Source organism: Enterococcus sp. HMSC078F03 (assembly GCF_001811595.1).
In the GTDB taxonomy this organism is placed as follows: Bacteria; Bacillota; Bacilli; order Lactobacillales; family Enterococcaceae; genus Enterococcus; species Enterococcus faecalis.
Map to the genome: position 1 here is coordinate 264,656 of NZ_KV805602.1, position 13,135 is coordinate 277,790.

Annotated in this window: 13 protein-coding genes; 10 read left to right on the forward strand and 3 right to left on the reverse strand. The window is 37.3% G+C overall.

The genetic code is table 11. The features are described 5' to 3' along the window. The first annotated feature begins 6 nt into the window (after window positions 1-6). Window positions 7-630, forward strand: coding sequence for a DUF47 domain-containing protein (locus tag HMPREF2810_RS13955; RefSeq protein ID WP_002356705.1), 624 nt, complete (start codon window positions 7-9; stop codon window positions 628-630). 18 nt (window positions 631-648) lie between these two features. Further along, on the forward strand, window positions 649-1,434 hold the full coding sequence (locus tag HMPREF2810_RS13960) for a ChbG/HpnK family deacetylase (protein ID WP_002384218.1): 786 nt from the start codon (window positions 649-651) through the stop codon (window positions 1,432-1,434). 38 nt (window positions 1,435-1,472) lie between these two features. Here the strand turns inward: HMPREF2810_RS13960 and HMPREF2810_RS13965 are convergent, their stop codons facing one another. Continuing rightward, window positions 1,473-2,303, reverse strand: a complete 831-nt coding sequence (locus tag HMPREF2810_RS13965; protein WP_002356708.1) for an undecaprenyl-diphosphate phosphatase — start codon at window positions 2,301-2,303, stop codon at window positions 1,473-1,475. A gap of 115 nt (window positions 2,304-2,418) precedes the next feature. Here HMPREF2810_RS13965 and HMPREF2810_RS13970 point away from each other — a divergent pair, with 115 nt between their 5' ends. From HMPREF2810_RS13970 to HMPREF2810_RS13990, 5 genes are all read left to right on the forward strand, one after another. Further along, window positions 2,419-2,979 (forward strand): PTS sugar transporter subunit IIA, encoded by a 561-nt coding sequence (locus tag HMPREF2810_RS13970; RefSeq protein ID WP_002380597.1) that lies wholly within the window; start codon window positions 2,419-2,421, stop codon window positions 2,977-2,979. Between the two features lie 150 nt (window positions 2,980-3,129). Further along, window positions 3,130-4,239 (forward strand): DUF871 domain-containing protein, encoded by a 1,110-nt coding sequence (locus tag HMPREF2810_RS13975; RefSeq protein ID WP_002384220.1) that lies wholly within the window; start codon window positions 3,130-3,132, stop codon window positions 4,237-4,239. Further along, window positions 4,214-5,104, forward strand: a complete 891-nt coding sequence (murQ, locus tag HMPREF2810_RS13980) for an N-acetylmuramic acid 6-phosphate etherase (RefSeq protein ID WP_002384221.1) — start codon at window positions 4,214-4,216, stop codon at window positions 5,102-5,104. Before HMPREF2810_RS13975 ends, murQ begins: the two co-directional genes overlap by 26 nt. Before the next feature lie 22 nt (window positions 5,105-5,126). Beyond that, the gene (locus HMPREF2810_RS13985; protein WP_002384222.1) at window positions 5,127-6,581 is read left to right on the forward strand and encodes a PTS transporter subunit EIIC; all 1,455 of its coding nucleotides are present in this window, start codon (window positions 5,127-5,129) and stop codon (window positions 6,579-6,581) included. 87 nt (window positions 6,582-6,668) lie between these two features. After that, window positions 6,669-7,517 carry a MurR/RpiR family transcriptional regulator gene (locus HMPREF2810_RS13990; protein ID WP_002382748.1) on the forward strand — a complete coding sequence of 283 codons (849 nt, stop codon included), beginning with the start codon at window positions 6,669-6,671 and terminating at the stop codon, window positions 7,515-7,517. A 49-nt stretch (window positions 7,518-7,566) separates the two neighbouring features. Here the strand turns inward: HMPREF2810_RS13990 and HMPREF2810_RS13995 are convergent, their stop codons facing one another. Beyond that, complete coding sequence (locus tag HMPREF2810_RS13995; protein ID WP_002359733.1) at window positions 7,567-8,277, reverse strand: histidine phosphatase family protein; 711 nt, start codon at window positions 8,275-8,277, stop codon at window positions 7,567-7,569. A gap of 40 nt (window positions 8,278-8,317) precedes the next feature. Next, window positions 8,318-8,944, reverse strand: a complete 627-nt coding sequence (locus tag HMPREF2810_RS14000) for an MBL fold metallo-hydrolase (RefSeq protein ID WP_002356716.1) — start codon at window positions 8,942-8,944, stop codon at window positions 8,318-8,320. 219 nt (window positions 8,945-9,163) lie between these two features. Between HMPREF2810_RS14000 and guaD the strand changes: the two genes are divergently transcribed. The 3 genes from guaD (at window position 9,164) to guaC (ending at window position 13,003) form a co-directional block, all read left to right on the forward strand. Then, window positions 9,164-10,549 (forward strand): guanine deaminase, encoded by a 1,386-nt coding sequence (gene guaD / locus HMPREF2810_RS14005; protein WP_002378547.1) that lies wholly within the window; start codon window positions 9,164-9,166, stop codon window positions 10,547-10,549. Between the two features lie 3 nt (window positions 10,550-10,552). After that, on the forward strand, window positions 10,553-11,884 hold the full coding sequence (locus HMPREF2810_RS14010; protein WP_002384223.1) for a nucleobase:cation symporter-2 family protein: 1,332 nt from the start codon (window positions 10,553-10,555) through the stop codon (window positions 11,882-11,884). 141 nt (window positions 11,885-12,025) lie between these two features. Continuing rightward, window positions 12,026-13,003 (forward strand): GMP reductase, encoded by a 978-nt coding sequence (guaC, locus tag HMPREF2810_RS14015; protein WP_002362677.1) that lies wholly within the window; start codon window positions 12,026-12,028, stop codon window positions 13,001-13,003. Window positions 13,004-13,135 lie beyond the last annotated feature (132 nt).

Below are 13,135 nucleotides of genomic sequence, written 5' to 3' on the forward strand. Positions count from 1 at the left end.
AAAAACATGGCACGTAAAAAACAATTTGATTATTTTGGAGAATTAAACCAGTTAGCAACAAATGCTTATGAAGCGGCAAAGGTTTTGCAAGAAATTGTAGACAATTATTCATTAGAAAACTTAGTAAAAAAATCAGAAGCGATTCATCAATTGGAAAAAGAGAATGATGAAATTGTTCGCAAAATTTTAAATGAACTCTATATTTCCTTTATTACGCCAATTGATCGAGAAGATATTGTCGATATTACGGATCACTTAGATAACATTATCGATAGCATTAATAGTTTGTCTTATTTACTTGATCATTTAGTTGTCGAAGAAATGATTGCGCCCGCGCTAGAATTAACTGCTTATATTGTTAAAGCGACAGAAGGCGTTAAATCAGCAACGAAGGAATTTGCAAAATTTAAGAATTCCAAAACGTTAGTTTCATTGATTGATGAAGTGAATACGATTGAATCTCAAGGCGATAAATTATACAGTAGCGCCATGAAAGATTTGATGACTAACGAAAAAGATTTATTAAAAGTTATCAAGTGGAAAGATGTTTATGATCAGCTTGAGCGCACGATTAATGATTGTGAATCAGCTGTTAATATTATTGTCGGAATTGTCATCAAAAATACGTAAAGAAAAGAGGGGGAGCTGTTGGTTAAAGTAATTGTTGATGCTGATGATTTTGGGATGTCAGAAGCGATTAATCATGGCATTATCAAAAGTTATGTCGATGGTTTAACAACGTCGACACTTTTGATGCCCAATTTACCAACAGCAGAACACGCCGTTGCGTTAGCAAAAAATTATCCAGGCTTATTTGTAGGTCAGCATACGAATTTTTTATTAGGGAAACCTTGTGCGGACCCATGTATGATTCCTTCACTGGTAGATGAACAAGGCAATTTTCATCGCTCTTCTTATTATCGTCAACAAAAGCAAGTAACCTTCGTATATGAAGAAGTACGACTTGAAACGATTGCGCAATTGACGCGCTTTAAGGAACTAACTGGACATTATCCTGAACATTTTGATTGCCACTCGATTGGGGATGAAGTGGTTGATCACGTATTTTTAGAATTAGCAGAAGAGTACGGACTTCATACAACCCTGAAATATAGTGGGGAAAAAGAATATCCACCGCAACAAGGTTATTTCCAGGTAACACATTTGTTAGAGTCTGGCGCGTTATCTTATATTCACGAAGGCGTATCAGTGGAGAATTTTTTAGAAGATGACTTTGGTTTATTATGGATGCCGGAATCGGCAATTGCTGAGATGCATTTTGATGTTGGGTATTTGGATCAATTTGTGTTAGATAATTCTTCATATACCACTTTACGCTGCAAAGAATTAGCAACAATTTGTGATCCTCGTGTTCGTCAGTGGTTTGAAGAACAGGGGATTGAGCGAATAACGTTTGGCGATTTAAAAAAATAAAACCGTTGCTTTCAACAGTGAAAGCAACGGTTTTATTTTTATGAGAATAACCAGTAGCCAATTAAAATCGCACCTAAAATTACACGATACCAACCGAAAACTGTAAAATCGTTTTTCTTCAAGTAATTCAATAAGAATTTAATCGCAATGATGGAAACAACGAAGGCAACAATAGAGCCAGTTAATAAAATAATGATTTCTTCTGATCCAAACGTATTTCCTTTGGCCAAGAATTTAAAGATTTTTAAAAAACTTGCTCCAAACATTACTGGAATTCCTAAGAAAAATGAAAACTCTGTTGCAACGAAACGTGAGGCCCCAATTAAGATTGCCCCTAAAATGGTCGCTCCTGAACGTGAAGTTCCTGGAATTAATGCCAGTACTTGGAAAGCACCAACGATTAAAGCGGCTTTATAAGTGAAGTCTTTTAGATTAGTACACTTCGGTGCAACATTTTTATTTCGTTTTTCAATGATAATAAAAGCAATCCCATAAACAATTAACATAATCGATACTGTTAAAAAGTTATAAAAATGTGCATCTAAATAATCATCAAATTTTAGACCAATAACTGCCGCTGGTAAACAAGCGACTAAGACTTTAGACCAAAGAATCCAAGTATCTTTTTTCTCTTCGCCATTTTTCTTTGGTGAGAAAGGATTCAATTTGTGGAAGTATAAAATAACAACCGCCATAATCGCTCCCAATTGGATAACGACGTTGAACATTTCCATAAAATCTTTACTTAGATCGAGTTTAATAAACTCATCCACTAAAATTAAATGTCCGGTACTACTAATTGGAAGCCACTCGGTAATTCCTTCGATAATACCAAGAATAATTGCTTTCCATAGGTTAGCAAAAAGCATGTCACCATTCCTTTCTGAAATAAATGCAAAATACATCAAGTATAAGTATACCCGCTGACAAAGTAAATGCCAATGCAAATTCTTATTTTAAAATAAATTTTAGAATTATACAAAGGTGCCACTTGTAATTCATGAAACTTTTTTCTATACTAGTGATACTTTAAAAAATGGGGGAAGAGAAATGTTTGGATTTTTGAAGAAAAAGAATGAAGTTGTCGAAAATAATACAATGTATGCCGTTGCCAATGGAACCGTTATCCCAATTAGTGAAGTGAATGATCCTGTTTTTTCACAAAAAATGATGGGAGATGGCTATGCAGTAGTTCCAGAAAATGGTGAAATTTATGCACCTATTGAAGGAGAAGTTTTAAGCGTTTTCCAAACAAAACATGCCATTGGTTTAAAAATGACAAACGGTCTTGAAATTTTATTACACATGGGTATCGATACGGTAGAGTTAAACGGGGCACCGTTCACTATTAAAGTGAAAGAAGGCGACCAAGTGACTGCAGATACGGTGGTCGCAATTGCTGATTTAGAAGCAATTAAAGCAGCTGGTAAAGGAACTGAAATGGTTGTCATTATTACCAACATGGATAAAGTAGCACAATTTTCGTTAGAGAAAACTGGCGTGGTTACAGCTGGTACACCAGTTGGCTCTGCCACAGCCAATTAATGAATTAGACAGATATTTCTATAAAGGAATATCTGTTTTTTTTGAACATAAATAAAATTTTATTTTGGAATTAAAAAATATTTAGAAAAATAGTTGAAATTTTATTTCAAACAAGTTATAATGAAAGCGTATTAGAGAGGAGCTAAAAAGATGTATGGTATTTCAGTTTTTCTTGGTGAAGAGATTACAAACGATACAATTATTTATATCAAAAAGATGAAAGCGCTTGGATTTGATGGTATTTTCACTTCTTTACACATTCCAGAAGATGATACTTCCCTTTACCGCCAACGCTTGACTGATTTAGGGGCAATTGCTAAGGCAGAAAAAATGAAAATTATGGTAGATATTTCAGGTGAAGCGTTAAAAAGAGCGGGTTTTTCTTTCGATGAATTAGAGCCTTTAATCGAGTTGGGCGTAACTGGCCTCCGGATGGACTACGGCATTACGATAGAACAAATGGCTCATGCTTCACATAAGATTGATATAGGATTGAATGCTAGTACCATTACACTGGAAGAAGTGGCTGAGTTAAAGGCTCACCAAGCGGACTTTTCTCGCTTAGAAGCTTGGCATAATTATTATCCAAGACCTGAAACAGGCATTGGAACAACATTTTTTAATGAAAAGAACCGCTGGCTTAAAGAATTAGGCTTACAAGTTTTTACTTTTGTGCCAGGAGATGGACAAACAAGAGGCCCAATTTTTGCTGGTTTACCAACATTAGAAAAACATCGGGGGCAAAATCCTTTCGCCGCTGCCGTTGGTTTGATGGCTGATCCTTATGTCGATGCTGTTTATATTGGTGACCCCACAATTAGTGAGCGAACCATGGCTCAATTTGGTTATTATCACCAAACCAATCAATTTCTGTTAGAAGTAGCACCTAGCAAGAGCCTCTATTTGAAGCGAATACTTGGGACTCATACCAATCGTTTAGATGCTGCAAGAGATGTTTTGCGAAGTGAATTATCAAGAACGAGTGAAATGTTCAGAAAAGATGAAATTGCAACGATTGAGTCAGAGCAGACTGAAGCCCGTCCAGTGGGAACCGTAACGATTGATAATGAAAAATATGGTCGCTATATGGGAGAAATTCAAGTCACACTTGTGGACTTGCCGAAAGATGAAAAAGTCAATACGATTACACGAATTATTGAAAAAGATCAAACGATATTGCCGTTAATCAAGGCAGGCAATCAATTTACGCTAGTCACGGAAGGAACGATAGAGAATGAATTTAGAAAACTTAACAACTGAACGTAGAAATGAAAATACAATGGGCTTAGATGAGATGAGTGTCAAAGAAGCTTTACAAAAAATGAATCAAGAAGACCAAAAAGTTGCAATGGCAGTGGGTCAAGAATTAGCAGCCATTGAACCAGTGGTAGAAGCCATCATCAAAAGCTTCAATCAAGGCGGCCGCTTGATCTACATGGGCGCTGGTACGAGTGGTCGGTTAGGTGTCTTAGATGCAGCCGAATGCGTACCAACTTTTGGCGTCGAGCCAGAGATGGTTCAAGGCCTCATCGCTGGTGGTCAAAAAGCAATGACTGTCGCAGTAGAAGGTGCTGAAGATTCAAAAGAACTAGGTCGTCAAGATTTAGTTGATCTAAAATTATCAGCAAATGACATTGTTGTTGGGATTGCAGCCAGTGGTCGGACGCCTTATGTAATTGGCGGTTTAGAATATGCTACAACGGTGGGAGCAGCTACCGCAACTGTGGCATGTAATAAAGATGCTGAAATTAGTAAGTATGCACAAATGCCTATTGAAGTAGATGCAGGACCTGAATTTTTAACAGGTTCGACTCGCTTGAAATCTGGGACAGCTCAAAAATTAATTTTAAATATGTTATCAACTATTTCCATGATTGGTATTGGGAAAGTCTACAATAACTTAATGGTTGATGTAAAACCAACCAATGAAAAATTAGTGGAGCGTTCCAAACGGATTATTATGGAAGCAACGGGTTGTAGTTATGAAATTTCCGAACTAAAATTTGTAGAAGCAGAAGAAAATGTGAAGTTAGCAATTGTAATGATTTTAACTGATAGTACTAAAGAAGAAGCAACACAAAAATTAATTGACGGGAATCAATTTATCAAGAATACATTAAATTAAGGAATTAGGAGGGTGTTTTAACATGGCAGAAGAAAGAATTAAACGCATTGCTGATGGGATTTATAAAGAAGTTGGTGGTCAAGAAAACGTGGACAAAGTCATTCATTGTATGACTCGTGTTCGTATGGATATCCGCGATTATGACAAAGTGGATATTGAAGGATTGAAAAAAATTGATGGCGTTATGGGCGTCGTAGAAGATGATACGTTACAAGTAGTTGTTGGTCCAGGTACTGTTAACAAGGTTGCACAAGAAATGGTAGATCAAGCAGGTGTCAAATTGGGAGAACCATTTAATCATGACACCGCAACTGATGCTTCAGTAGGCAAATCTGGAAAAGATTTAGTAGAAGAAAAAGCCGCTCAAATGAAAGCACAACAAAAAGCGAAACAAAATAACACTTCACCATTTAAAAAAGTGTTAAAAGCCATTTCTAGTATCTTTGTTCCGATGATTCCTGCCTTTGTTGGGGCTGGTATTATTGGCGGGATTGCAGCTGTTATGTCTAACTTAGTTGTTGCTGGTGATATTTCAGCTTCATGGCAACAATATATTGATGTCTTAAATATTATTAAAAATGGGATTTTTGCTTATTTAGCTCTTTACACTGGGATTAACAGTGCCAGCGTTTTTGGTGCAACGCCAGCGTTGGGTGGTGTTATTGGGGCAGTAACAATGTTGACAGGAATGAATCCAGATGCACCAATCAGTAATATTTTCACTGGGGGAACATTATCTGCAGGACAAGGCGGAATTATCGGTGTTATTTTTGCCGTATGGTTATTATCATTGTTAGAAAAACAATTGCATAAAATTGTCCCAGAATCAATTGATATTATCGTAACGCCAACCATTTCACTTTTAGTGATTGGCTTAGCAACTATTTTCTTAATCATGCCTGTAGCCGGAGCTATTTCTAATGGCTTAGTTGGTATTATCAATGTTGTCTTAGAAAAAGGTGGCATGGTTGCTGGCTTTACTCTTGGTTTAACCTTCTTGCCAATGGTAATGTTTGGTTTACATCAAATTTTGACGCCAATCCACATTGAAATGATTAATCAAACAGGGATGACTTTGTTATTACCAATTCTGGCCATGGCTGGTGCGGGACAAGTCGGTGCAGCTTTAGCATTATGGATTCGTTGTAAATCAGATAAAAAATTAGTTGAAATGATTAAAGGTGCCTTGCCAGTTGGGATTTTAGGTATTGGTGAACCATTAATCTACGGAGTTACTTTACCATTAGGACGTCCATTCATTACTGCTTGTATCGGCGGTGGTATTGGTGGTGCAGTAATTGGTGCCTTCGGTAATGTTGGTGCGATTGCTATTGGACCAAGTGGGGTGGCTTTAATTCCATTAATTGCCAACAACCAATGGCTTGCATATGTATTAGGTTTATTGGCTGCTTACGCAGGTGGTTTTGTAGCAACGTTATTCTTTGGGATTCCTAAAGATATGCAAACAACTAAATAATAAATAGAAAAAAGGAGAACTTGGCTTCTCCCTTTTTCTTTGTTAAAATTTAATTGCGTAGGAAATGGTGTATCAGGAGGGGTGTTTATGCAACAAAATATTGTCTTATCTATCCAAGATCGTCTACAACAATTACCAAAATCAGAACGGAAAATCGCAGAATATATTTTAAAAAATACAGAAACAGTTATTTCAATGAATGCGCAAGAGCTAGCGAAACAAGCAGGATCAAGCCCAGCGGCAATTATTCGCTTTTGTCATTCTATGGATGTGAATGGCTTCACAGAGTTGAAACTTTTATTATCTGCAAATCTTGGCCAAATGAAGCAGCAAATGTATACTGAAGTTACTAAAGGGGAATCAACAGCTGACATTAAACAAAAGTTACAGGCGCGCTTTGTTCATGTGGTTGAGCGAAGCGGTCAGACATTAGAGGATGTCGCAGTTAATGAAGCCGTTGATTTGTTGGAAAAAACAGAAGTAATTTTTGTCTATGGGTTGGGTGCCTCTTCGTTGGTTGCTCAAGATATTTATCAAAAATTTACGCGACTAGGCCGAACGGTATTTACAACATTGGATCATCATTTATTTGCTTCTATGTTAGGCTCTACAGAAAAGCCTAGTGTTTTTATTGTTATTTCTAATTCTGGAACGAATAAAGAAGCAAGTACTTTAGCTGATTTAGCGAAGCAGCAAGGGATTCCTATTATTAGTATCACACAAGATGAAAAATCAGTGATTGGTGAAAAAAGTGATATCGTCCTTCAAACCTCTAGTGGGGAAGACGTGCCATTGAGAAGTGCGGCTACTGTTTCCTTGGTGGCACAATTGTATGTAGTCGATGTTTTATTTTTTGCTTATGCAGCAAAAAACTATAAGGAAACCTTAGAAAAAATTCAAATCTCAAGAAAAAATGTAGAACGTTTAAAAGAATAAATAAAAAGAGAAGGTTATCTGTCATTTTGACAGATAACCTTCTCTTTTTTTACAACAAACGGCGCTTTTCAGCGATCTTTTTTCCCTTTTCAATATAAGAAATATCATTAATTCCTTGAATGGTAAATGTTCCTTTTTCGTAAGTTAAGGTCGTCACGCTACCATTCTCCAGCGCCATCTGCATAGGCAAACTTGCATCAATTAAGGAAAGTAAAAAGGAAATTGTTAGTCCATGGGAAACCACCATGACTTTGCCGCCACCATTTTTTTCTCGATGATGAGCGATATCTTCGAAACCAGACCAAACACGATCACGAATAACTTCATAAGGCTCCGCCCAGTCAGCCGTATCGGCTTCAATAATAGCATTTGCTAGCTCACGATAGGTAATTTTCGTGGTCATCATGTCCTCATAACTTTTAAAAGCTAAAATGCGTGGCACCACACCCCAAAGTTCACCATCATAGCCACCATCTAAAGAACCAAAACACCACTCACGAATCCGTTTATCGGTTAGGTAAGGAATCTTTTGGTGGTTTTGATGTTCTTGTAAAATAATCTGAGCGGTTTGCATGGCACGACCACTATCACTACTATAAGCTTCCTTAAAGTCTATGTCTCTAAGGCCTAAGCCTAAATGATAAATGCCTTCTTCTCCTTGTTTGGTTAAGGGGGTATCTGACCAGCCTTGGGTTCGGCCAATCGTATTAAACATCGTTTTTCCGTGACGAATAATATAAAGTGTCGTTGCTTCAGTCATTGCTACTCCTCCTAAGTTTCTTTAAATAGTGAATAAATCTCTAATTAAAAAATGGGTTTGTGGCTTTTTCATGTTGAATGGTTGTGGCATCACCATGGCCTGGATAAACAGGAAATTCTTCTGGTAAAGTGAATAGATAGGTCGTAATACTGTGTAATAATTGTTGCATATCACCAGTGTGTAAATCAGTACGACCAATACTACCTTTAAACAATGCATCCCCAACAACAACAAAATCATCAAAGACAAAGCTGACGCTACCAATTGAATGACCAGGTGTTGGGACTACGGAAAATTTCATGCCGCCAATTTCATAATCGGTTAGTTTAAATTCATGTTCGGCGGGTTGAACAATAATATTTGCTATATCATCATGTCTGCCTAATCCTGAAAGATTCAAAATAGGATTGGAAAGCCACGCTTGTTCTAATGGACTAACATAAACAGGGATTTGATAATGATGGCGCAATTCTTCTACCGCACCAATATGATCATAGTGAGTATGTGTTAATAAAATAGCGGCTGGTTTCTTCCCTAAACGGGTAATTTCTTGAATTAGTTTTGCTCCTTCTGCACCTGGATCAATAATTAATAATGCTTCTTCATTATAAACAAGATAACAGTTTTCTTGAATAACACCTGTTCTAATTTGTTCGATCTGTATCATCTCAGGACCTCCTAAAGTTCTAACGATTCTCTTCAAGTATACCGAAGAATCTTAAGAATAGAAAGTTTTCTTGTTTATCCAAAGAAAAAATAAATCATTCTTAGAATGTTCGGTTTTTGCTTGTTTGAACATGGATTTTTTTAAAAAAAATCACATTTTTATAGTTATTAAGCGAAAGTTTATGTATAATCTTCATGTGATAGTAAGGAGGAGTATTAAATGTTTCATTTTGTAATAAAAGGAACAGGTTTTTCTAGTAAAAATTTGCAAGAGATTAAAGTTTATGAAGAGACACTTTTTTGTATAGATGAGGCCGGAGTAATTCAGGAAATAATTGAACCAGATGCTGAAGCGTATGAAACTGTGCTAGCAGAACAAAAAGAGGCACAACGTTTTCAAGAATTGCCCCAAGATTCTTATCTTTTACCCGGCTTTGTTGATTTACATGTCCATGCACCTCAGTGGGCACAATCTGGGACCGCCTTGGATATTCCATTGTATGAATGGCTGAATACGTACACGTTTCCTTTGGAGTCCAAATTTGCAGATTTAACATTTGCCCAACAAGTCTATGATGAATTGGTAACCCAATTGTTAGCTAATGGGACAACAACAGCCCTTTATTTTGCAACCATTCATTATGAAGCTAGCCGTCGTTTGGCAGAGATTTGTGCGGAAAAAGGGCAGCGTGGCTTAATTGGTAAAGTTGTAATGGATGATCTTAATGAGAATCCTGAGTACTATCGTGATCAAACAACGCAACAAGCATTAGAAGAAACGGAACGGTTTATTCAAGAAATTCAAACATTAGCGCAGCAAACAAAACAAGGCGTATATCCCGTTGTAACTCCGCGTTTCATTCCTAGTTGTACAGAGGAAGCACTTAAAGGATTAGGAGAATTAGCAGCGAAATATCAAGTCCATGTTCAAAGTCATTGTAGTGAGAGTGATTGGGAACATCAATTTGTTCAAGAACGTTTTGGAAAAAATGATGCTCAAGCATTGAATGATTTTGGTTTATTGACAGAAAAAGCAGTGATGGCACATGCAGGCTTTTTAGAAGAAGCAGATATGAATTTATTCCATGAAACAGGGACGGCTGTGGCGCACTGCCCAATCTCTAATGCTTATTTTGGCAATGCAGTAACACCGATTGCAAAATTAGTACATCAACATCAAGTAGAAGTTGGTTTAGGTAGTGATCTTTCAGGTGGTTTTTCACCAAGTCTTTTTGACAATTTAAAGCAAGCGGTTATTTCTTCTAGAATGTTAGAAGATGGCGTCGATGCTACAAAAAAACCAGAAGTACGAGGTGTTAAAACAGCACGGATTACAGTAAATGAAGCGTTTTATTTAGCTACTGTTGGTGGTGGTCAAGCGCTAAGTTTGCCAATTGGAAAATTAGAAAAAGGGTATGCTTGGGATGTTCAAATTATTAATACAAGCTTGTCACAAGCACGAATCCCTAAAAATCCAGGGGAATCATTGCTTGATATTTTCCAAAAAATCTTATATTTAGCACGACCAGAAAATATTCGAGAAGTCTGGGTACAAGGTGAAAAAGTACATGATAAAAATTTAATGTCAGCAACTAAAGGAGTATAAAAAATGAGTGAAAAGAAACAAAATAATCTTCATTTAACAGTGGGGCCAGAAGATTCAGTATCTTTTGGGCAGGCCACTATGTTAGGGATTCAGCATGTCTTAGCAATGGACGTGTACGTCGTGCCTGTGATCATTGCTTCAATTATTGGGATTAGCACAGCACAAACGTCTTCTTTAATCCAAGCAACATTCATAGCAGCAGGACTTGCCACGATTATTCAATCTCATTTTTGTATGAGATTACCAGTTGCGCAAGGCCCTTCATTTATTCCAATCGGGGCAATTGCAGGAATTTATTTTGCCAACAACCAACAAGGAAATGGCTGGGGCGCAGTTTTAGGTGCTAGTTTAGTGGGGGCAATTGTTGTTATTATATTAGGATTTACTGGTATTTTTAATCGTTTAATCACTAAATTTGTTCCACCAATTGTGGGAGGAACAATTATTTTTGTGGTGGGGCTTTCGTTAATGCCAGTCGCTTTATCGGATAATATTTACCACGCAAAAGGGGAATTAGGACAAAATATTTTATTAGCATTTATAGCAGCGGGTACGTTGATCTTCTTTGCGCTCTTAGGTTCTGCTTTGAAAAAAGGGCGGATTTTCCGCGTTTCTTCTGTCATTTTGGCATTATTATTTGGGAGCATCGCGGCACAATTATTAAGGGTACTTGATTTATCAGCCGTTAGTGAAGCGGCTTGGTTTAGTTTGCCTCAGTTACCATTAGTTAACTTTTCTTTCCAATTTGATTGGTCAGCTATTGCCACGATGTTAGTTATTTATCTGGTTTTAATGGCGGAAACAACAGGCACTTGGTTTGCTGTGAGTCATGTTGTCGCTGAACCTTTGACCGAAGAAAAAATTAATCGCGGCGTAATTGGTGAAGGCTTAGGTTGCTTAGTTTCTTCATTTATTGGCGGCACGCCAGTAACTAGTTACTCTACAAATGCTGGGATTATTTCAATCACTGGAGTTGCTAGTCGCAAGGTTTTTGTGGCTGCAGGTGCGTGGTTTGTCTTATTTGGCTTATCTGGAAAACTTTCCACCTTGATTTCGGCCATTCCGGCACCAGTTATCGGCGGCGTTTTTGTGGTTGTTTGCGGCATCATTTCTGTAAGTGGAATGAAAGTCATGAGTGATGTAACAATTCATGAAAAAGAGATGTATGTAATTGCCGTTCCGATTATTATGACGTTAGCGTTGACATTGTTACCAAAAGAGTTTTTGGAAACTCTACCACAATTTTTACAATATTTATTTAGTTCACCCGTGGCAACTGCCTCAATTGTTGCTATTTTATTGCAGGCCATTTTACCAAACGTTCAAGAAGGATAAAAAGATTAATTTTCGTTAAAACGCCTTTGACAAGTGGCGGTAAATAGTGTAAATTAACAATGGTGTTTGTAAACACGAACGTTAAATGACCGGATGTTCGGTTTTTACGTTATTTTTGTAAATAACTAGGAGGCAGTAAGTATGAAAGTTTTTGATTATGAAGATGTCCAATTAATTCCCAATAAATGTATCGTGAATAGTCGTTCTGAATGTGATACTACAGTAACTTTAGGAAAACATTCGTTTAAAATGCCTGTCGTTCCAGCGAACATGCAAACAATTATTGATGAAACGATTGCGGAAACCCTTGCTGAAAATGGTTATTTTTATATCATGCATCGGTTTGATGAAGAGGCGCGAGTGCCATTTATTAAAAAAATGCAACAAAAGGGCTTAATCACGTCAATTAGTGTGGGTGTGAAAGAAGGGGAATACGCTTTTGTTGAAACGTTAGCCCGAGAAGGTTTAGTTCCTGACTACGTGACAATTGATATCGCCCATGGTCATTCAAATGCGGTGATTAATATGATTCAACACTTAAAAAAATTTTTACCAGAAACGTTCGTTATTGCGGGCAATGTTGGAACGCCAGAAGCCGTTCGCGAATTAGAAAACGCTGGAGCCGATGCCACCAAAGTGGGGATTGGACCAGGAAAAGTATGTATTACTAAAATTAAGACTGGCTTTGGGACAGGTGGCTGGCAGTTAGCGGCTTTACGTTGGTGTGCCAAAGCTGCTCGGAAACCAATTATTGCAGATGGTGGGATTCGGACCCATGGAGACATTGCAAAATCTGTGCGTTTTGGGGCAACTATGGTCATGATTGGTTCATTATTTGCTGGACATGAAGAATCACCAGGTGAAACAAAAGTGGAAGATGGTGTTGTTTACAAAGAATACTTTGGTAGCGCCTCTGAATTCCAAAAAGGCGAAAAGAAAAACGTTGAAGGGAAAAAAATCTGGTTACGCCATAAAGGGAAGTTGGCAGATACTTTAGTCGAAATGCAACAAGATTTACAATCTTCCATTTCATACGCGGGAGGTCGCGATTTAGAAGCGATTCGTAAAGTTGATTATGTGATTGTAAAAAATTCTATTTTTAATGGTGATACCATTTAAGATTCAACTATAGACTGAAAAGAAGACAGCACGTAGTGCAGAAATTAAAATGATTTCTGCATTACGTGCTTTTTTTACTTTACCTATCGTAGTAATCGTGTTAAGATAATTACAACGACAGACGTAGTACGA

Bases quoted from the DNA above. Each gene is read 5' to 3' on its own strand.
- HMPREF2810_RS13955 (WP_002356705.1), top strand. From the start codon at position 7: ATGGCACGTAAAAAACAATTTGATTATTTTGGAGAATTAAACCAGTTA.
- HMPREF2810_RS13965 (WP_002356708.1), bottom strand. From the start codon at position 2,303: ATGCTTTTTGCTAACCTATGGAAAGCAATTATTCTTGGTATTATCGAA.
- HMPREF2810_RS13975 (WP_002384220.1), top strand. From the start codon at position 3,130: ATGTATGGTATTTCAGTTTTTCTTGGTGAAGAGATTACAAACGATACA.
- murQ (WP_002384221.1), top strand. From the start codon at position 4,214: ATGAATTTAGAAAACTTAACAACTGAACGTAGAAATGAAAATACAATG.
- HMPREF2810_RS13985 (WP_002384222.1), top strand. From the start codon at position 5,127: ATGGCAGAAGAAAGAATTAAACGCATTGCTGATGGGATTTATAAAGAA.
- HMPREF2810_RS13990 (WP_002382748.1), top strand. From the start codon at position 6,669: ATGCAACAAAATATTGTCTTATCTATCCAAGATCGTCTACAACAATTA.
- HMPREF2810_RS13995 (WP_002359733.1), bottom strand. From the start codon at position 8,277: ATGACTGAAGCAACGACACTTTATATTATTCGTCACGGAAAAACGATG.
- HMPREF2810_RS14000 (WP_002356716.1), bottom strand. From the start codon at position 8,944: ATGATACAGATCGAACAAATTAGAACAGGTGTTATTCAAGAAAACTGT.
- guaD (WP_002378547.1), top strand. From the start codon at position 9,164: ATGTTTCATTTTGTAATAAAAGGAACAGGTTTTTCTAGTAAAAATTTG.
- HMPREF2810_RS14010 (WP_002384223.1), top strand. From the start codon at position 10,553: ATGAGTGAAAAGAAACAAAATAATCTTCATTTAACAGTGGGGCCAGAA.
- guaC (WP_002362677.1), top strand. From the start codon at position 12,026: ATGAAAGTTTTTGATTATGAAGATGTCCAATTAATTCCCAATAAATGT.